The 19,038-nt window shown below is 31.0% G+C and carries 29 protein-coding genes and 1 tRNA gene; 10 read left to right on the top strand and 20 right to left on the bottom strand.

The features are described from left to right. Positions 1 to 4: 4 nt before the first annotated feature. The 12 genes from JH146_RS07115 to mfnE all read right to left on the bottom strand — a co-directional run bounded on the left by JH146_RS07115 (position 5) and on the right by mfnE (position 5,822). On the bottom strand, positions 5 to 739 hold the full coding sequence (locus JH146_RS07115; RefSeq protein ID WP_048202320.1) for a 30S ribosomal protein S4e: 735 nt from the start codon (positions 737 to 739) through the stop codon (positions 5 to 7). A gap of 13 nt (positions 740 to 752) precedes the next feature. Beyond that, entirely contained in the window at positions 753 to 1,112 is a 360-nt protein-coding gene (gene rplX, locus JH146_RS07110) for a 50S ribosomal protein L24 (protein WP_048202319.1), read from the bottom strand. A 32-nt stretch (positions 1,113 to 1,144) separates the two neighbouring features. Next, on the bottom strand, positions 1,145 to 1,543 hold the full coding sequence (locus JH146_RS07105) for a 50S ribosomal protein L14 (protein ID WP_048202318.1): 399 nt from the start codon (positions 1,541 to 1,543) through the stop codon (positions 1,145 to 1,147). Between the two features lie 32 nt (positions 1,544 to 1,575). Then, positions 1,576 to 1,929: a 30S ribosomal protein S17 gene (locus JH146_RS07100; RefSeq protein WP_048202317.1), complete on the bottom strand. Its 354-nt coding sequence runs from the start codon at positions 1,927 to 1,929 to the stop codon at positions 1,576 to 1,578. A 160-nt stretch (positions 1,930 to 2,089) separates the two neighbouring features. Then, entirely contained in the window at positions 2,090 to 2,377 is a 288-nt protein-coding gene (rnp1, locus tag JH146_RS07095) for a ribonuclease P protein component 1 (RefSeq protein ID WP_048202316.1), read from the bottom strand. A gap of 110 nt (positions 2,378 to 2,487) precedes the next feature. Further along, positions 2,488 to 2,796, bottom strand: a complete 309-nt coding sequence (yciH, locus tag JH146_RS07090) for a stress response translation initiation inhibitor YciH (RefSeq protein ID WP_012981306.1) — start codon at positions 2,794 to 2,796, stop codon at positions 2,488 to 2,490. A 108-nt stretch (positions 2,797 to 2,904) separates the two neighbouring features. After that, positions 2,905 to 3,117 (bottom strand): 50S ribosomal protein L29, encoded by a 213-nt coding sequence (gene rpmC / locus JH146_RS07085; RefSeq protein WP_048202315.1) that lies wholly within the window; start codon positions 3,115 to 3,117, stop codon positions 2,905 to 2,907. Positions 3,118 to 3,129: 12 nt separating this feature from the next. Continuing rightward, complete coding sequence (locus JH146_RS07080; RefSeq protein WP_048202314.1) at positions 3,130 to 3,756, bottom strand: 30S ribosomal protein S3; 627 nt, start codon at positions 3,754 to 3,756, stop codon at positions 3,130 to 3,132. A 26-nt stretch (positions 3,757 to 3,782) separates the two neighbouring features. Continuing rightward, the gene (gene rplV, locus JH146_RS07075; protein ID WP_048202313.1) at positions 3,783 to 4,244 is read right to left on the bottom strand and encodes a 50S ribosomal protein L22; all 462 of its coding nucleotides are present in this window, start codon (positions 4,242 to 4,244) and stop codon (positions 3,783 to 3,785) included. A gap of 354 nt (positions 4,245 to 4,598) precedes the next feature. After that, positions 4,599 to 4,868 (bottom strand): elongation factor 1-beta, encoded by a 270-nt coding sequence (locus JH146_RS07070; protein WP_048202312.1) that lies wholly within the window; start codon positions 4,866 to 4,868, stop codon positions 4,599 to 4,601. 30 nt (positions 4,869 to 4,898) lie between these two features. After that, positions 4,899 to 5,063 carry a zinc finger domain-containing protein gene (locus tag JH146_RS07065; RefSeq protein ID WP_048202311.1) on the bottom strand — a complete coding sequence of 55 codons (165 nt, stop codon included), beginning with the start codon at positions 5,061 to 5,063 and terminating at the stop codon, positions 4,899 to 4,901. 114 nt (positions 5,064 to 5,177) lie between these two features. Then, complete coding sequence (gene mfnE / locus JH146_RS07060; RefSeq protein ID WP_048202310.1) at positions 5,178 to 5,822, bottom strand: [5-(aminomethyl)furan-3-yl]methyl phosphate kinase; 645 nt, start codon at positions 5,820 to 5,822, stop codon at positions 5,178 to 5,180. A 68-nt stretch (positions 5,823 to 5,890) separates the two neighbouring features. Here mfnE and JH146_RS07055 point away from each other — a divergent pair, with 68 nt between their 5' ends. After that, entirely contained in the window at positions 5,891 to 6,535 is a 645-nt protein-coding gene (locus JH146_RS07055; protein ID WP_048202309.1) for an IS6 family transposase, read from the top strand. Here the strand turns inward: JH146_RS07055 and JH146_RS07050 are convergent. From JH146_RS07050 to JH146_RS07040, 3 genes are all read right to left on the bottom strand, one after another. Continuing rightward, positions 6,524 to 7,774: a M20 family metallo-hydrolase gene (locus JH146_RS07050; protein ID WP_048202308.1), complete on the bottom strand. Its 1,251-nt coding sequence runs from the start codon at positions 7,772 to 7,774 to the stop codon at positions 6,524 to 6,526. The genes JH146_RS07055 and JH146_RS07050 overlap by 12 nt on opposite strands. Before the next feature lie 5 nt (positions 7,775 to 7,779). Continuing rightward, positions 7,780 to 8,190: a hypothetical protein gene (locus tag JH146_RS07045; RefSeq protein WP_048202307.1), complete on the bottom strand. Its 411-nt coding sequence runs from the start codon at positions 8,188 to 8,190 to the stop codon at positions 7,780 to 7,782. A 253-nt stretch (positions 8,191 to 8,443) separates the two neighbouring features. Next, entirely contained in the window at positions 8,444 to 9,493 is a 1,050-nt protein-coding gene (locus JH146_RS07040; protein WP_048202306.1) for an SLC13 family permease, read from the bottom strand. A 27-nt stretch (positions 9,494 to 9,520) separates the two neighbouring features. Here JH146_RS07040 and JH146_RS07035 point away from each other — a divergent pair, with 27 nt between their 5' ends. Genes JH146_RS07035 through JH146_RS07020 form a run of 4 tightly spaced genes read left to right on the top strand, consistent with a single transcriptional unit; the run spans position 9,521 to position 11,850 of the window. Further along, complete coding sequence (locus JH146_RS07035; protein WP_048202305.1) at positions 9,521 to 10,099, top strand: DUF1847 domain-containing protein; 579 nt, start codon at positions 9,521 to 9,523, stop codon at positions 10,097 to 10,099. Beyond that, on the top strand, positions 10,096 to 11,082 hold the full coding sequence (gene mtnA / locus JH146_RS07030; protein ID WP_048202304.1) for an S-methyl-5-thioribose-1-phosphate isomerase: 987 nt from the start codon (positions 10,096 to 10,098) through the stop codon (positions 11,080 to 11,082). Before JH146_RS07035 ends, mtnA begins: the two co-directional genes overlap by 4 nt. 5 nt (positions 11,083 to 11,087) lie before the next feature. Further along, complete coding sequence (locus JH146_RS07025) at positions 11,088 to 11,402, top strand: DUF1894 domain-containing protein (RefSeq protein ID WP_048202303.1); 315 nt, start codon at positions 11,088 to 11,090, stop codon at positions 11,400 to 11,402. A gap of 4 nt (positions 11,403 to 11,406) precedes the next feature. Next, positions 11,407 to 11,850 carry a DUF1890 family protein gene (locus tag JH146_RS07020; RefSeq protein ID WP_048202302.1) on the top strand — a complete coding sequence of 148 codons (444 nt, stop codon included), beginning with the start codon at positions 11,407 to 11,409 and terminating at the stop codon, positions 11,848 to 11,850. Positions 11,851 to 11,855: 5 nt separating this feature from the next. On the opposite strand, the gene JH146_RS07015 is transcribed toward JH146_RS07020, so the two are convergent. Together JH146_RS07015 and JH146_RS07010 are read right to left on the bottom strand one after the other, a co-directional pair. After that, positions 11,856 to 12,524, bottom strand: a complete 669-nt coding sequence (locus JH146_RS07015; RefSeq protein WP_081874486.1) for a phosphoribosylanthranilate isomerase — start codon at positions 12,522 to 12,524, stop codon at positions 11,856 to 11,858. A gap of 36 nt (positions 12,525 to 12,560) precedes the next feature. Further along, positions 12,561 to 13,124, bottom strand: a complete 564-nt coding sequence (locus tag JH146_RS07010) for a CBS domain-containing protein (protein ID WP_048202301.1) — start codon at positions 13,122 to 13,124, stop codon at positions 12,561 to 12,563. A gap of 233 nt (positions 13,125 to 13,357) precedes the next feature. Here JH146_RS07010 and JH146_RS07005 point away from each other — a divergent pair. Then, positions 13,358 to 13,434: transfer RNA gene (locus JH146_RS07005), tRNA-Val, on the top strand. Positions 13,435 to 13,512: 78 nt separating this feature from the next. Here the strand turns inward: JH146_RS07005 and JH146_RS07000 are convergent. After that, the gene (locus JH146_RS07000) at positions 13,513 to 14,364 is read right to left on the bottom strand and encodes a cation diffusion facilitator family transporter (RefSeq protein ID WP_048202300.1); all 852 of its coding nucleotides are present in this window, start codon (positions 14,362 to 14,364) and stop codon (positions 13,513 to 13,515) included. 9 nt (positions 14,365 to 14,373) lie between these two features. Next, a complete protein-coding gene (locus JH146_RS06995; protein WP_173400836.1) occupies positions 14,374 to 15,144 on the bottom strand; it encodes an MBL fold metallo-hydrolase in 771 nt (256 codons plus the stop codon). Positions 15,145 to 15,275: 131 nt separating this feature from the next. Between JH146_RS06995 and JH146_RS06990 the strand changes: the two genes are divergently transcribed. After that, a complete protein-coding gene (locus JH146_RS06990) occupies positions 15,276 to 15,755 on the top strand; it encodes a hypothetical protein (RefSeq protein ID WP_048202299.1) in 480 nt (159 codons plus the stop codon). Here the strand turns inward: JH146_RS06990 and cofG are convergent. Next, positions 15,727 to 16,803 (bottom strand): 7,8-didemethyl-8-hydroxy-5-deazariboflavin synthase subunit CofG, encoded by a 1,077-nt coding sequence (cofG, locus tag JH146_RS06985; protein WP_048202298.1) that lies wholly within the window; start codon positions 16,801 to 16,803, stop codon positions 15,727 to 15,729. The two genes, JH146_RS06990 and cofG, sit on opposite strands and share 29 nt — an antisense overlap. Positions 16,804 to 17,001: 198 nt before the next feature. On the opposite strand from cofG, the gene eif1A reads away from it, so the two are divergent. The 3 genes from eif1A (at position 17,002) to JH146_RS06970 (ending at position 19,034) form a co-directional block, all read left to right on the top strand. Beyond that, positions 17,002 to 17,316, top strand: coding sequence for a translation initiation factor eIF-1A (gene eif1A, locus JH146_RS06980; protein WP_257719646.1), 315 nt, complete (start codon positions 17,002 to 17,004; stop codon positions 17,314 to 17,316). A gap of 136 nt (positions 17,317 to 17,452) precedes the next feature. Then, positions 17,453 to 18,307, top strand: a complete 855-nt coding sequence (locus JH146_RS06975; protein WP_048202296.1) for a serine protein kinase RIO — start codon at positions 17,453 to 17,455, stop codon at positions 18,305 to 18,307. A gap of 64 nt (positions 18,308 to 18,371) precedes the next feature. Then, positions 18,372 to 19,034, top strand: coding sequence for a KH domain-containing protein (locus JH146_RS06970; protein ID WP_048202295.1), 663 nt, complete (start codon positions 18,372 to 18,374; stop codon positions 19,032 to 19,034). Positions 19,035 to 19,038 lie beyond the last annotated feature (4 nt).

The following is a 19,038-nucleotide window of genomic DNA, read 5'->3' as shown; positions in this document are numbered from 1 at the left end:
GAGTTTATAATTTAATGATTGGTTCTTCATCTCCAACGACGAAGACGTAATCCTTAACTGTTTTGAACTTGTCTCCTTCTAAGTTTTCTAATGTGACTATATCCGGATAAATTCCTCTTTTCTCAATCTCAACGATTCTTGCAAAGTCACCAACGTGTTTTCCTCCTGTAATGTAAGCTAATTTACCAACTTCAAATGGAATGTGTGCTTTAATTTCTTGTTCTGGGATTGAGATTAATAATGTGTCTCCTGTTTTATAGACATCTTCTTCTGCTTTTGTTGGGTCTGAAACTTTTATAACAATGTTTCTTCCATCGTGTAAGTTTAATTGAATGTGTCCTCCTTTAACAACTGTCTTGTTTTTAATTTTACATAATTTTACGTCTGGGTTTTCTGTTGGTTTTAATTTAACTCTTCCTTTTCTATCAAAGAGAACTCTGTAATTTTCGTTTGCATCTGGTAATGAGACAACATCCATTAATCCAACAGGTAATTTCTCTTCTTTTCTAACTCTTCCATCAACTAAAACTTTACCCATCTTGATGATTTTCTTTGCTTCTCTTGCGTTATCTGCGTATTTTAAAACATCTCTAATGACTAACAATAATGGTATTGACTCACTCATTGGGTGTGCTCCTGGTAATGGTCTAACTGTAAATTTGTGAACCTTTCTTGGCAACTCCCATCTAACTGGAGCCGCTAATCTTTTTAAATGTCTTTTTGGACCTTTTTTTGCCATCCTTTCACCTTATTTACTTTTTAATGTGTTTAAATCTTCTTTCATCTTTATCATACAACTTAATAATCATGACATTTGATGGATGGATTGGGTATGGAACTTCTCTTCCATCTTGTCTTTTATTGTTAGCTCCTTCAACATAAATTCTGTATCTCTTTAAATCAACTTTGATAACCTCTCCCTCTAATCCTTTGAAATCTCCTCTCATTATTCTAACAACATCTCCCTTTCTAACTGGGATAGCGTTTTTACCTAACTTTTCTTTCAACTCTTTTGATAACATTGCAGACATAACTTTTCTTCTTAAGTGAAGTGGGGCATTAAATAACGCTTTTCTTTGTTTTCTTGGCTGTTTTGACTTTGTAAAAGCCATATTTTTCACCTTTAAGATTTGTTTAAATTGGTTTATACAATTATCTTAGCAATTCTTGCAATACCTGGCCATCTTTCAGCTGCTTCCTTAGCAACAGGTCCCTTAATATCTGAACCCTTTGGGTTTCCATCTGGTGTTACTATAACAACTGCATTATCTGCAAACTTAACTCTTGTTCCATCTGGTCTTCTAATTTCTTTTCTCTGTCTAATAACAACTGCTGGCAAAACCTGTTTTCTCATCTCTGGTGTTCCTTTTTTAACTGTAACTACAACCATATCTCCTACTCTTGCTGTTGGTAATCTTCTTGCAACCCCTTTGTAGTTTTTTACAGCTATAATTTCAACTTCCTTAGCTCCGGTGTTATCAGCACAAATGCATCTTGCTCCAACAGGTAATCCTCTTACAGGTTTTGAACCAATTGCTTTCATAGTTTTTCACCTTTTAGATTTATGAATCAAATTTATTCTTCTCCTTTAATTTCATCAACTCTTCCTAATTTCTCAACTACAACGAATGCTTTTGTTTTACTTATTGGTCTGCATTCCATAACTCTTACAATGTCTCCAACTTTTGCGTTTATGCATGGTGGGTTGTGAGCTGCTAATTTTGTTGTTCTTCTCTCATATCTTTCATATTTTTTGAGGTATTTTACAACCTCTCTCTTAATAATAACTGTTTTTTGTGGTTTGTCACTAACAACAACTCCAACAAAGCTCTGTCCTCTTACTGGCAAAGTCCCGTGGAATGGGCAGTTTTTATCATCGCATTCTACTTCTGGAGCTTTAACTGGAATTCCAATATTTCTTGCTGCCATGTTTTTACCTCCTATCATTTAGGTTTTTAGATTTGTTATCAATAACATAGGGTTATAGAGAGTTAAAGCTAAAATATTGTTTATAGGGATGTGGCTACTAAATAAATAGAAACCTATATATTACTTTAACGGTTGGGGCAAAAGAGTTCTAATAATATTATTAGTAAGGATAAAGTATCTTTATCTTTCTCTTTAATCTCTCTTCTGGCCTCCCTATTAGCAATCTTCCATCAACCTTCACTTTACATCCCTTTAATTGGAAAACAAACACTGCAACATCTTTTGGAATCCTCACTTCTTTGCCATTCTCTTTTTCTATCACTAATGTATTTCTTGTTTCATCAATAACTCTCCCTTTAATCCCTACCATCGCTTTGTTCTTTGCTTCAACAATCTCTACCTTAAGCCCTATAAGTTCATGCCTAAGTATGTTGTGTGGAGTTATCATGATGCCCCAACCGTTTTACGGGGACGGGGTGTGCCCTTTTAAGGGCATCCTCGCCCCCTCTATTTTATTAAGTCAAAATAAAATTAAATTAAAAAGTTAAAAGTTAAAATTTATCTAATTTCAATTGAATCTCTTGAGAATCCCATTTTAACAAGTTCTTCAGCAACTTTTTTTCTGTGGTCTCCTTGAAGTTCAATAGTATCTCCTTTAACAGTCCCTCCACAAGCACAAATATCTTTTAATTTTTTAGCAAGCTCTTTTAAGTCAATAACACTTGTATCAAAACCTTCAATTATAGTCATTAATTTACCAAATCTTCTTTTTGTAACATATATTTTTATTTTTTGTTCTTCTTTAGCTATTTCTTCACAAACACATAATTCTTTTGGTAATCCACATCTTGGACAAATTTCTGGCATCACTGCACCTCTGTATTTTATATGCCATCTAAGTAATTGAGTATAGTAAATAATATTTAGATAAGGTATTTAAATTTTTCCTTGAATATTTTGGTTTAATTTTTGTTATTACTGTGAAGCCATTCTTTTCTTTTCATTCATTATTGTTAATATTCTCGCTATTGTTCTTCTAATTTCTCTCATTCTACCTGGATTTGAAGGAGCTCCAGCAACTGCTTTACTTGCTCTCTCTTTTAACAATTCTCTTTTCAATTCTACGAGTTTTTCTTTTAATTCTTCTATTGACATTTCTCTTAATTCACTTGCTCTTAATATAGCCATATTTCCTCACCTTTATTGCTCTTCTTCAACTACATGTTTTACTTCTGCATCTTCTTTAATTATAATTTCATCTGGTAATAAGACATCTGGTCTCATGATTTTTACTGTAACTCCTATAACCCCTGGCTTTGTTTTTGCTATTGCTCTTCCCTTATCAACAAGCTCTTCAGCTGGCTCTCCACAGTGTTTCATGTATCCAGCCATGAACTTCTCTGTTCTTGCTCTCTCTCCAGTTAATTTACCTGAAATAATAACTATAACTCCCTTAGCTCCGGCATTCATAACTCTTCTTACTGCAGTGTGCCCAACTCTTCTGAAGTGCAATCCTCTCTCTAATGACTGAGCTACTTTTTGAGCAACAACTTGAGCATCTAAGTCTGGGTTTTCTACTGGTTTAACATCGATTTGTGGTTTTTCAACACCAAACTCTTTAGCTAATTTCTCTGTTAATTCTCTAATTCTGCTTCCTCTCCTACCAATAACAAAACCTGGTTTTTCAGCATATATAATGATTTTTGTTCCTATAGGGGTTTTTCTTATATCGCAGTGGCTGTATCCTGCTCTGCTTAACTCCTTCTTGAAGTACTCATCAATTAACAATCTCTTAACATTTTCTTTAACAAATGTTCTTTCTATCATGGACTTCCACCTTTATATCTCATTTTTTAGTGGTATTCTTCTAAGATAACTTGTATATGAACTGTTTCTTGGAACTTAGGTGTAGCTCTACCAAATGCTCTTGGCATGTATCTTTTGATTGTTATTCCTTTGTTTGTTGAGATATGTTTTATTCTTAACTTTTCAGTGTTTAAACCTTTGTATTCAGCATTTGCCTTAGCGTGCTGTAATATCTTTAAGATTGTCTTAGCTGCTTTAACTGGGTATCTACCAGCAGGCCAGCCAAGCTTACCTTTTCTGTGCCCTACTTTCTTGCAGTGTCTTCTAAAGAGAACTGGTCTTCTCATTGCAATAACATCTTCTAAGAACCTTATAGCATCATCCAATTTCATTCCATTTATTGATTTACATATCTCTCTTGCATGTTTTCTTGATATTGGAATATTTCTTCCCATAGCCCTTGCTGTTTTTTCAGGATTGACTTGTATCTTGTATTTTAATTTACCCATCATTATCACCCTTAAGCTTAAAATGGTTTAACTAATCTTAGATTATAAGAAGTTTATATACTTTTATTATGTTCAACTACCAATAACCCAGAATGCCTCATTGTTTCAAAATTATATAATATCAAATTATCATCGAAGCATTCTGGGATAACTTATTTTCTAAATTATGATAGTTATTATTTATTTGCGGTCTGTTTATGCTATTTAAACTATGAATATCTCATCAACAGCAGTTAGAGATTTTAGAATGTAAGAATATAAAATTTTTAAAGTGTTATATATAATTTACGAATAAATAGGAAACAATAAAACAAAAATAATTTTTAGCTTAATATCCAAAAAAAGTTGTAAAATTTATGCCAATGAAACTTCTACTGTTTCAACGCTCTCAACATCGTCAATTTCTGCTAAAGCATTTTCTATTGGTTCTGTTCCTCCTTCTCTTTCTTCCATTTCAATAACGGTGTATATAGCGTATAAACCAAAAGCTAATGGCTCATCAAATAATCCTCTTATAGCAACATCTTGCTTTTCTAATACTTCTTTAATTTTCTCTTTTAACTCTTCTTTATTAACTTCTGGACTTGTAGGCATAATTTTTATTTTTGCTAATACAGCTGCCATTCTCTCACCACATATTATTGAAATTTGGATTTATGGGCCTTCAAATCCACATTTTGGACATTTGTATGGGTTGTTTAATTTTCTGCATCTCTCACATCTTACAATCTCTACTTCTCCACAGTTTGGACATGGGAATTTTGTTGATTTCTCTCTTGGAGCAATCTCAGCATTACAGCTTATGCAAATGTATTTCATCTCTCCCACCCAAATAATTTTTTGTATGGAACTTTTAGGAAAAGTTCCCATCAAAACGGATGCATTGCCCCCTAAAGGGACAATGCCTCTTAGGTTTGTGCAGGTATATTTTATCTATTCTATTCCAATAATTTTCGTACATATGTTGTGTTTTCCTTCTAAAATATCTATAACTCTCTCTGGATATTTACCATTAACAACGTAAGCGTTCATTTTAAATTTTTTTAAAAGAATTGGAAAGATCTCATCTACAGATGTTGAACCTTTAATGTCATTTGCATTAATAATATTTAATAGTTTCCCTCCTGGGAATTTGTCATATATGCCATCAACATCAGTTGCTATTATAACTTCCCTAACATCTAATAACTTTCCTATATATAAACTTAATGAATCTGATGTTATAGCCCAAGAATGCTCAGCAATATCTGTTGATAGTAAAATTTTTGAAGGTAATAATATAGCTATCTTTTCTTTTTCTATCTCTCTTTTTAAATCAAATAATGTATCATAAGCTTTTATATCTCCAATTTCAGCATAAACCTCTCCAATTAAATCCATACATTTTATAGCAAGTTTGTGAGATAGTGAGTTTGAGATATTTAGAGCTTTATCTATATTTCTAACAACATTTGCAAATTCTCCTCCACCAGGAATAATAACTATCTTCTTATTTTTTTCTTTTGCATAGTTTTTTAATGCCTTTAATAATGGCTCTGCATCATAAGTTAGAGAGCCACCAATTTTTACTATATGCATGTTCTCACTATTTCAAAAGAGACTGTCAGGTTAAATTTTTATCAATATGTCGATAAAAAATAGTAAATATGAAGCTCGCAATAGATGTAATAAAGGAGAGAATCGAAGAGAAGAAGCTTTTTAAGAGGAATAGGAAGTCGATAGAAGTTAAAATCTTAGCAGGGCTTTTATACTACCTCGGGTTATCGTTGAGGAAGACGAGTTTATTTCTCTCCCAATTCGAAAGTATAAGCCACGAGTCAGTTAGAGTTTATTATCACAAGATTAAAGAAGTCTTAAACGAACCTAAGAGGAGTGTAAGAAACCCAATTGCAATAGACGAGACTAAACTAAAATTTGGAGATAAGACTATTTACGTATGGTCTGCTATTGACGTTGAATCGAAGGAATGCTTGGGAGTTTATATATCAGAGACAAGAAATTACCTCGATACTATATTATTCGTTAGGGGTATATTAAAATTTTGCTCGAATAAGCCTAAAATTTTGGTTGATGGTGGGAGATGGTATCCGTGGGCGTTGCAGAAGTTGGGCTTAAAATTTGAAAGAGTCCGATTCGGACTGAGAAATTGTGTAGAAAGCTTCTTCTCACTGCTTAAACGAAGAACAAAAGCATTCTTTAATAGATTCCCTAATAATAGTAAGTTCGATACGGTTATTAGTTGGATAAAGAGCTTCATGATGTTCTACAATTGGATACTATCAATAACTTGACAGTCTCCATTTCAAAATTTCATAAAACACTTCAGTCATCTTAACCAAATCCTCTATTTTAATATGCTCATTTGGTTGGTGGGCAGTTTCTTCTCCAATACCCCAAACTGCTACTGCATAGTTTTTCTCTCTCAAAAATGCCGCAACAGTTCCTCCACCCATTCCACAGAGTTTTGCCTCTCTATTTAAAACATTCTTTATAGCTTTTTTCAATTCTTTAATAACCTCTGCATTTTCATCTGTGTAATTTGGATTTTCAGCCTTTAATATTTCATAAGTTATCTCTGCCTTTATTGAGTTATCATAATGCTTAAGATATTTCTTAAAGTCAAAGTTTTTAATAAATTCATCTATAAACTCTAAAACTTCCTCTATTTTGTAAGTTGGCAAAATTCTACAATCAAAAACAACCTCTACATATCCTGGAATTGTGTTTGGATTTTCAACTTTATTTTTCAATATCGTTGGTTCAAAGGTTGAATATTCTGGCAGAAATATTGAATTAATTTCATCAAATTTCTCATATAAGCTATTATATAACTCATTTGCAAAGTTAAATGCCACTATATCAGCATTCAACCCATTTTCAGGTGTGCTACCATGACATTGCTTTCCTTTAATGTTAAATTTTATCCACAAAATTCCCTTTTCCCCAATCTCCACAAATTCTCCAGTTGGTGTTCCAAAGTCAGGAACTATGATTAAATCATCCTTTTTAAATATCTCATCTTCAAAGTTATCCAATAGATATTTTAAGCCATATTCACTTCCATCTTCTTCATCAGAGACAAAAATTAATGATAAGTTGTATTTTGGTTTAATATTATTTTCAAAAATCATCTTTAACAATAGTAAAGAAGAAACAATTCCCTTATGGTTGTCTTCGCTTCCTCTTCCATAAATTTTCCCATCTTTAACAACTGGTTCATAAGGATTTGTGTCCCATAAACTAATATCCCCTTCTGGAACAGTATCTAAATGAGAGATAATATGTAATGCCTTATCTCTTCCAAAATCTATTTTAAATACTATATTTGGTCTCTCAATTCCACATCTATCTATAATGTTGTATTCTTTCAAAGTGTAATTTTTTATATTATATTCTTCAACATACTCCATCAATTTCTTCTTAACATACTCTGCCTTCTCTTTCTCTCCTTTTCCACCAAATGAAGGATTCACTGAATTTATTCTTATCAAATCACTCTCTAACTTTATAGCTTCTTCTTTTAATTCCATATTTATCATCTCAACTTACGTTTTGCATAGTTTGATAGGATTTGTAAAAATATTTCTTTATCTTCATCGCAAAGGTTTAACTCATTCAACATTCTAATTATTTTATGTATTGTTTGGTAATATTTTGCATAAATTTGAAAAATTTTTAACGCATCATTGGTTAATTCATATATTTTCTTTTCTTTTCCAATTTTTGTCATTTCTTTAGATTTTAATTTTAAACACCCAATTCTTTCAAGTTCTTTAATTATATCACTTATTGTTTGTTCCCCAACATAATGTTTTTCAATTTTATTATATTTCATTTTTTGGTTAATTTTTCTGGTTATGTTGTAAATAGTAATCTCTTCTCCATTAATCCCAAGATTTATTATCTCTTCCATTAATTCCAGCTTATTATGCAACTTTCTTGGCATGATTTCATCCAAAATTTAAGTGTGCATGGGACAGATTAGATATTATAAAGCTTTATTCAAAAAAACCCATAATTTTTGTTGAATATTAGTATATATAACCCTAAGTAGCTGTATAATAATTGCAAAAGTTGTATGGGGGTGAAGCCCATGGTAGCTCCAAGAAAACCAAAAAACCCAAAGAAATAATTTAGCCTCCCTTTAACCTTTTCTTTTTTCTTCAGCTATTTTCTCTTTTCACATCTTTTTTTTACTTTTAAAATATTTTGAGATACAAAGTTAAAGCTGTTAAGTGCATTATATAAATTATCATTCCAATTAATAAAAACCTTACTACACTAACTTCCCTATTAGACAGCCTCAATGTTATCAAATTTGCAAATGAAGATATTAAAGTCCCATTACCACCAACATTAACTCCATAAGCAATAGGTAACCAGTTATCGTAGATATTTGAGAGAAGAACAGTTGCTGGTACGTTAGAGATAATTTGAGATAATAATGAAGAATAAATCATCAACATCACATCATTATTAACTACGTTGAACAAATTTATTATACCTAATTTTTTAATACCATAAACATCTACAAACAAAAATATGAATGTTAATAAAAACAAATAATCAATTTTTGGTTTTTTAATTAAAATAACAGCTAAAATTATTGGAAATACATAGATAAAATTTAAAAATCCAAAGATGCAAAGTAAAATCAGCATAAAGATTATAAGATAAATTATCCACTCTTTTTTAAACTCTACATCAACATCTATCTTACAATTATACTTTCTAAACTCCATAAATGGCAAAATAACTAAAATTCCAAAAATTTCAAAAGGAACCATATTTTTTACGAATTCAAATGCGTCTATATTATAAAAGTGATACAGAAAGATGTTTTGAGGATTACCAATTGGTGTCAAACCACTACCAATATTTGCAGATATACCTTCAAATATTATAAGTTTTTCAAGGTCTTTTTTGTCAGCTTCTATATATTTAAATAAAATTAATGTGAGAGGAACTATGACAAACAAAACAACATCATTTGTTATTAACATTGACAAAATCAAAGTTAAAGCTATTAAAGTGATAAATATTCTACTTGAATGTTTTATCACAATTAAAGAAACATAATCTAAAAATTTTAAGTCTTTTAGAACATTTACAATAGCCATTAAATAAAACAAAGATATTATGGTTTTCCATTCTACTACATGGATAGCTTCAGATAAGCTAACTACAAACATTAACATCAAAATGCCCACAAATATAAAAATTAAAAATATAAATGTATCAACTCTCATACACATCCCAGCTATATGGTGTTGATTATGAAGTGCTCCAAATGTATTAAAAAACTTTGCTATGCTGGAAAAAACTGTAAAAAAGACATGACAGAGAAAATAACGGAAGAATATAAAAAAGAAGATAATTTAAAAATAGCTAAGGTTTCTGCCTATATTGAAGCAACCTATTATATGAAAAAAACGAGATTGGAAGAGATTATAGAGTTCTGCAAACTTATGGATTATAAAAAAATAGGTATTGCTTTTTGTATTGGATTGGAAGATGAAGCAAAAATATTAGATGAAATTTTATCACAACATTTTGATGTTTATTCCGTCTGCTGTAAGGTCTGTGGAATTGATAAAGATGTTCTTGAGTTAAAAAAGATTAATAATGGAAAAGAAGCGATGTGCAACCCAATAGGGCAGGCGGAAATTTTAAATGAGATTGGGACTGATTTAAATATTATTGTTGGGTTATGTATTGGACATGACATTTTATTTCAAAAATATTCAAAAGCTCCAACAACTACATTTATTGTTAAAGATAGAGTTTTATCTCACAATACAGCTGGAGCAATTTATAGCAAATACTACCTAAAAAAGCTTAAAGTGATAAAATGAAGGATTTAAGGCCAATAATATGGGATGATGATAAAAAAGAGCTAATTTTAATAGACCAAAGAAAACTTCCACATAAATTAGAATATTTTATTTGTAAAACTTATGAAGATGTTGCATTTGCAATAAAAGATATGGTTGTTAGAGGAGCCCCTGCTATTGGAATATCTGGGGCTTATGGATTAGCCTTAGCTGAAATTAAAGGGGATGATATCTATAAAGCATACAACATCTTAAAAAATACAAGACCTACAGCTGTTAATCTATTTTGGGCATTGGATAGATGCTTAGAAGCTTACAAAAAAGGAAAATCAATCTTAGATGAAGCTAAGAAAATTCATGAAGAAGATATAGAAACCTGCAGAAAAATTGGAATGATTGGAGAGAAACTTATAGAAGACGGGGATACAATATTAACCCACTGCAATGCTGGGGCTTTAGCTTGCTCTGCCTATGGAACTGCTCTAAGTGTGATTAGATTTGCATTCTACAACGGAAAAAAGATTAGAGTTATAGCAGATGAGACAAGGCCAAGATTGCAGGGAGCTAAATTAACTGCTTTTGAGTTAAGCTATGAAGGCATTCCTGTTAAGGTTATAACAGATAATACAGCAGGATTTTTAATGCAAAAGGGAGAGATTGATAAAATTATAGTTGGGGCAGATAGAATTTTAGCTGATGGGACTGTTTATAACAAAATTGGAACTTATAGCTTGGCAGTTTTAGCTAAATATCATAATATTCCATTTTATGTTGCCGCCCCATTATCAACGTTTGATTTAAAAAGTAGTGAAGAAGATGTTATTATAGAGGAGAGAAGTGAAGACGAAGTAGCATATATTGATGGAGTTAGAATAGTGCCAGAAAATGTTAGCTGTTATAACTATGCATTTGATAAAACTCCTCCAGATTTAATAACTGCAATCATAACTGAAAAAGGAATTGTAAAACCAAAGAAAGATGATATATTAAAACTTTTTAGGTAGAGATTATGCCATGTATTGACAAACTAAACTATGAAATCTTATATAAAGGAGGATTTAAAGATTGTGCAGAGTTTATAAGAAAAAATTTCAAAAATGTTAGAGAAATGGATGCCGGAGAAGAGATATTTGAAGGAGTCTTTTTAATTGGAATTCCGCCAATACCAGTAGCTTATGAAGACAACTACATAATCTTCCCATACACAAAACCATGCTATGGAACGTTTGTTTTAAAAATAAACCTTGAAGAGATAAAAGAAGAGAAAAAAGAAGAAACTGAGAAAAATAAAAAAAGCTTCCTATCAAAACTAAAATTCTGGTGAAAACATGAATATATTAGTTATAGTTGGATGCCCTGAACCGCCAGCATTAATTCCTTCTGTTTTATATCTAATAAGTCAGTTGAAAAAAAGGGGAGATAATGTCATTATAGCTGGAAATCATGCGGCTTTAAAATTGTTAGAGATTGCAGATAATGATAAATACTATTTAAAAGGTATTGGGGCTGTAGATATAGATGAAGGGCTTAAGGGCATTGAAGGTATTGATAAAATAATAAGCTTTGTCCATAATGATGGAGGAGTTAGCTATACAGTAACATACAAAACCAAATATAACAAAGACACTCATGCAATTGTCTTTGGAAAGCAAATAAATAAAGATTACGTTGAAACACTAAAGAATAATAACATAGAAGTTTATACAGCAAGGGCTTTCCATAACCCAATGCCAATTGTAAATAGGATAAAAGAGATATTAATGAACATCTAAATTTTTTAAGCCTTTTTAACTACTTCCAAAAACTCATCTACTTTTTTTAAATCCTTCTTTCCTCCATAAGCTTCTAACGAAGAAGACACATCTATAGCGTAAGGTTTGACTGTTTTTATCGCTTCTAAGACATTATCTTTATTCAAACCACCAGCTAAAATTAAAGGTTTTTCTAAAGATTCCCTCAACTTCTTAGATACTGTCCAATTATGAGTTTTTCCTTCAAATTTTATGTTTTCTATTTTTGTATCTACCAAAATTGCATCAACATATTTCTCATAATCTTTTGCAATATCTAATAAATTTTTAAACTCAATTTCTTCATCCTTTGGTATGTGGATAACTTTAATTATATGAGAATTTAATTTTCCATTATTTTTGAGTTCATTCAACTCTTTAACAAAATCTAAACTTTCAAACCCATGTAGTTGTATAGCACTTGGCTTTAGAGCATTATAAATCTCTAAAACTTCCTCTATACTATTTGGCATTAATACAGCCACTAAAGATGTGAATGGGGCGATATATTTTTTTAACTCTATAGCTCTATCTAACGATATTTTTCTTGGAGTTTTTACAGGGACATCTATTATAACCCCCACTGCATGGACTCTTTTTGATATATACGCCATATCTTCTTCATTAGTGATTCCACAAATTTTTACTTTAACCAAATTTTTCACCTATTTATGTTATTATGTTATTTAGGACTATATTCTTTTCTTTAACTTAAGTTTATTATTATTCTCTTTATTATTCTCTTTTTTATCGTCATCATTCGAATCTGTTTTTTGAATTTCTGATGATTCATTATTTTCATTTTCATTAATAACTTCGTCAATAATTTTCAATAAGTAATTTACAAGCTCTTTTAAAGTAGAAATTATCTCCGGAGTAACTTTTGTTATATCATCTTGTGTTATTACCCCCACAATTTTCCCTTCATCTACAATAAACAACTCTTTAGTTTTATATTTATTCATAATTTTCAAAGCTTCATCAATCGTAGTGTCTGGTGGGATGGTAACTAATTTATCCGAGGCAATATCTTCTACTTTAATTTTATCTGGTGGTAGTTTTTTAATCAATACCTTATTTATCATATCTTCATCTGTAGCTACTTCAATACTCTCATGATTTGGTTTTCCACATACTACAAGAACACATGGAACATTTTCTTTAATCATAATTTTTGCAACATCATATACTGATACGTCCCCACTAACTACTATTGGTTTTTTCATGATAAGCAAAACTGGAACATCTCCTACCATTTTAACTCCCCGTCTATATTAAACTTTTAAACACTTTCTTAAATTTTAACTCTTTAATTACTTTAATCTCTAATTATATTTATAGTTTGGTATCATAACGAGTAACAAAAACTAACATTTAAGATAGAAACTTTATTTAACGTGTTTAAGTATTTTTATATATTTGAATCATACCTACAAAACCGAAAAGTTTATATATGAGTTATACATACTTTAATTTCGCTTGTGGTTGTGGGCTCGTGGTCTAGATGGCTATGATGCCGCCCTGACACGGCGGTGGTCGGGAGTTCGAATCTCCCCGAGCCCACCATTTTCTTTTTTTGGAAAGATTTATTTATTATTTTGAATATTCAACTTTAATATATTTTTAAATAAAAAAAGTTATTAACTAATCCACAATATCCACATGAACATAAGCTTTCTCAACATTATCTAAGCTTTCTAATCTATTTTTTACTGCAACTTCAATGTCGTGCATCTCTTTTGCAGATATATTTGACGGAACTTCTACATGTAATTCAACATGAATCTTTGGCCCCACATAATGGGCTTTTATATCATGCACCCCAATAACTTTATCTACATTCAAAGCTTCTTTTTTAATAACTTCAAAGAAATTTTCAGATGGGGCTCTTCCAGTGAGATAGTGCATGTTTGTTAAACATATATCAAAGGCTACCTTTGCAATCATAAAAGCTACTATTATCCCAGCTATGGCATCCCCATAATAGATGCCGAACTTTTGCAATAACAAACCAGCTAAAACTACAACACTGCTTAAAGCATCACTTCTATGATGATAGGCATCTGCAATTAGAACTTGGCTATTCAGCTTTTTTCCAATAAACAAAGAGTATCTTGTCATCAACTCTTTAACAACTATTGATAAAATGGCTACTACAACCATTATAGCATTTACCTCAATTACTTCCCCATAAATAATTCTCTCTACTGCAAACTTCCCAATCTCATAGGCTGTAAAGAATAAAGCTAAACCAATAAAAAAAGAGAATAGGCATTCAAATCTTGAATGTCCATAGGGATGAGCGTCATCTGCTGGCTTTGATGCAATTTTTACACCAATAATTGCTATAATGCTTGTTATAACATCTGATAATGAATGTATTCCATCAGAAATTAAGGATATACTTGAATAAACATATCCAATTATTATTTTTATCAATCCCAATAGAATATTTCCTACAATACTCAAAATCAGTGGCTTTTCTACCTCTCTCATAATCAGCCCCTAAATCTCAATGATTTTACCCACATGCCCATAAACAAAATTATTTAATTGAGATAATTTTGTTAAAGCTTTGAATCCAGTACAGTGCATAGGCATAAACCAAAAATCTTGGGATTTGAAATAATCAACAACCTTATTTAAATAGTTATCTGAAACATCTACTAAATGAAAACCCCCCAAAACTCCTCTAATTTTATCCAACTTTTTCCCATATTCAACTACATTTATAATTCCACTATGAGAACAGCCAGTTATCAAAATCCCTTTGGCTATTAAGAACATGTCATCATTTACCTCATCTTTCACTCTCTTTCCATCTCTAATACATTGAAACTCTTCCATCTCATAACTCTGCTCTCTTGGAACATATCCAGAGACAATAATATCTTTATCTATCTTATACGGCTCTTCAATAATCTCTAAATCAGCTTTTTTTAACAAATATTCTTTTATTTCTTTGTCGATTCCTATATATCTATTGCCAGAGTATTTATCTAAGAATGCATCTTTATGGGCTATAACCTTCCCATTAATTAAATCATTCTCTATAACATATTTCAACCCATCGCAGTGGTCGTAATGCCCATGAGATAAAACGATGTAGTCAAATCCTTCCTTTTCATCAAATAATTTTAAGTTTTCTCTCAAAGTTGTTGGGTTTTGACCAGCATCAAATAAAATTCTTTTATTATTTAATTCTATTAAAGCTGAAAATCCATGTTGAGCAAAAAATTTTTTATAAGCTATGTTATCAGCTAATATTTTAATCATGATGTCACCAAGAGATGTTGTAGGTATCAAAGATAGATGCCTCTAAGACATCTAATACTTATGTCGTATCTATCTGATTTATATTTTCCCGCATTTGAGGATAAATAGTTTATGGTCTTTTGGTGGATATTATGGACATAAATGAAATCAAACAAAAAATCAATGAATGGAAAAATAGAGAATGGAGATGGAAAGGAAAAGGAAAAATTGAGATTAGATTTGTTTGTTTAATTGAAAGGGCTGAGAGTTTTAAGGAATTGGTTGATAACTTAGAAATAATTATCTCTGAGTATGAAAAGATAAAACTACTTATTGAAGATGAAGATATAAAAGAGATAGCTAAATTAAATCTATTCTGTGGAAATAATGTTTATGAAGAGATGTTAAAGGATATTTTAAGCTCAAATAAATTTATATCCCTAACTATAAGTTTTGATGAAAACGTGGCTTATGTTAAGTATATGGAAAGGGGAAAAGAGGAAGTTGTATATTTAGATGGAAAATCTGCTTATAAAGCTCTGCAAATATTAAAAAATAGGTATGAAGATATCTTAAAAAAACAAATATCAATAATAGAGAACGCTATTCCTTTAACCATCCCATCTCAATAATCTTATTATAAACTTTCTCACTTAACCACTCTTCACTTATGTATTTATCATAAACAGGCAGTCTCATCTTTAATTTCAGCCCTAACTCTTCAGTCCATTCTCTCAACTCTCTTATTTCTGGCCACTCGGCCTCTGGATTAACATAATCTTTTGTTAATGGAGAAACTCCACCCCAATCATCCACCCCAGCTAACAAAAACAACTGTCCTGTCTCTCTATTTAAATTTGGAGGTATTTGGATTGAAATGCCATCTAAAATCAACTTTGCTAAAATAATAACCTTCAACATCTTTATTGGTGAGGGTTCCTTATAATTTTCCATTGGAATGCCTCTCTTAGCTCTAAAGTTTTGGATTATAACTTCCTGAATATGCCCATACTTTTCATGAATTTCTTTTATTTTAAATAGTGAATCAACAATTTCTTCATTTGTCTCACCAATACCAATTAACAAACCAGTTGTAAATGGAATCTTTAACTTCCCAGCATTTTCAATCATCTCTATCCTTAATTTTGGATGCTTTCCAGGGCTGTGTTTGTGGGCTACTGTATCCATCAACCTCTCTGAAGCATTTTCCAACATCAAACCCATAGATGCATTAACCTCTTTAAGCATCTTTAACTCATCATAATTTAAGATTCCACAATTTGTGTGAGGTAAAAGAGAGGTGTTATTCAATGTCCATTCCTCTAAATCGTAGAGATATTCCAATATGCTATCATAACCCATAGATTTTAATTGCTCTTTAATCTCTTTATTTTCATCCACATGTTCCCCAAATGTAAATAACGCCTCTCTACAACCTAACTTATCCCCTTTTAATAAAATTTCTTTAACTTCATTTGGTTTCATTAGACTTGGTTTATCTTCTCTAAAAATGCAATATCCGCACTTATTTCTACACCACTTTGATAATGGTATAAAGACGTTTTTTGAGTAAGTTATATATTCTCTCTTAAATGTATTGTTAATTTGAGCTAATTTATCTAATATATCTTTAGAAGATGTTGAGTTAAGGAAGTTAATTGCCTCTTCTCTACTTATCATCCTATCCACCTTTAATATTGAAAAAATTTAGAATAATACAAAAAAATTATATCAACAATCAACAGATATATATAGCGAGAGTATATATAAAATAGATATTACAAATCCCATAGACACAAAAATCTAAGGTTTATTGAAACACTCATTTTAATAAAATTCATAGAATTATCATCAACAAAAACACAAAAAGAAAAAAAGGTGATACTAATGACAGAACAACAAGAACAACAAATTAGGGTAAGAATTCCAAAAAAAGAAGAGAATGAGATTTTAGGTATTATAGAGCAAATGTTAGGAGCAAGTAGAGTTAGAGTTAGATGTTTAGATGGAAAAACAAGATTAGGGAGAATTCCTGGTAGATTAAAGAATAGAATTTGGGTTAGAGAAGGAGATATAGTTATAGTAAAACCATGGGAAGTTCAAGGAGACCAAAAATGTGATATCATTTGGAGATATACAAAAACACAGGTTGAATGGCTTAAAAGAAAAGGTTACTTAGATGAGTTGCTATGAAACTTTAAGAAAGTTTCATCAAAGCTAACACCTCCTCGCTACGCTCGGAGGTGTAAATTAAATTTGGGGTATACCAATAGGGGGCTTCGCCCCCTATGGAAAGAAAAGGTTATTTAGATGAGTTGTTATAAAGGTGATGGTTATAGCCAAAAACATTGATGAAGAACTCTATGAATTGAATAAATTGCTGAGTGAAAAAGAAGAGTTTCAATTGGATAGAGAATATCAAAAAGAAATTTTAGAGAAAGAAAGGAAGTTTTTAGAAGATTTAAAGACAGCTAATGAAGTTTTTGATAAAAGAACCTTAATGACTTTATTTAGTTTATTAGCTGGGAAGCATTTAACAGAATATATAGGAATAGTTAATTCTGGAAAAGAGGCAGTAGTATTTAAAGCAAGAAAGGGAAAGTTTTACAGAGCAGTTAAAGTTTACAGAGTTGCTACATGCGATTTTAAAACTATGAGTAAATATATCCAAGGAGACCCAAGATTTCATTTAAGGAAGAGTAGTAGAAGGCAAATTATTCATGCATGGGTTGAAAAAGAATTTAGGAATTCAAGGAGAGCTTCTGAGATTATAAATGCACCAAAGGCAAGGCTAAGGAGGGAAAATGTCTTAGTTATGGATTTTGTTGGTTATAGAGGAATTCCAGCACCAAAACTTAAAGATATGCAGGATTTAGATTGGGAGAGATATTTTAAAATCATAAATGAGAGCATGAAAAAGCTATATGAGGAAGGAGAGTTAGTTCATGGAGATTTGAGTGAATACAACATATTGGTTAAAGATGATGAGCCAGTATTTATTGATTTTTCTCAGAGTGTTATAACTCAGCATCCATTAGCTCATCCTCTACTTATTAGAGACTGCATAAATATATGCAATTTCTTTAGAAGGAAAAAAGTTGATTGTAATTATAAAGATTTATATAGATACATAACTGGAAAGGAAATAAATCCAATTGATGAAGCGATGATTAAGCAATTGTAAATTAGAATTTCTCTTATTTTTAATTTTAATCTTAATTTTATTTTTATTTTATATGGTGGTAAATATGGTTTTTGGAAATATAGGACAAGATAAAAATATAGAGATTTTAAAAATTCCAAGAGAAAGAGTAGGTGTTTTAATAGGAAAAAAAGGAAGTGTTAAAAAAACTATTGAAAAAGAGTTAGGAGTTAAGTTGGAGATTGATGAAGACGGAACTGTAACCATTTATGGAACTGACAAGCAGAAAGACCCATTGGCTGTTTGGAAGGCAAAGGATATAGTTAGAGCTATTGGTAGAGGGTTTAATCCGGAAATTGCTTTAAAATTAGTTAGCGATGAATATGTTTTAGAAGTTATAGATATTGAAGATTACGCAAGCTCTGAAAATGGTGTAAGAAGATTAAAAGGAAGAGTAATTGGTAAAGAAGGAAAGTCAAGGAGATATATAGAGGAGTTAACAGGAGCAAACGTATCTGTTTATGGAAAGACCGTTGCAATAGTTGGAGAGCATGAACCAGTTCAAATAGCTAAGGAAGCTGTTGAGATGTTGTTGAGAGGTGCTTCACACGCAAAAACATTTAAGTTTTTAGAGAGGGAGAGGCAAAAAATTAAAAGGACAAGGTTTGAGCTCTGGAAGAAGAAGAATGAAGTTGATGAGTTATATGAAAAGATGAATCCAAATTATGATGATGTTGAATTTGAAGAAGACAAAGAGGAAGAAGAATAAAATT

Origin of the sequence: Methanocaldococcus bathoardescens, assembly GCF_000739065.1 — an archaeon.
Classification (GTDB): domain Archaea; phylum AGJL01; class Methanococci; order Methanococcales; family Methanocaldococcaceae; genus Methanocaldococcus; species Methanocaldococcus bathoardescens.
Note: the sequence above shows the minus strand (reverse complement) of the source record. Positions and strands in the feature narration are given on the sequence as shown.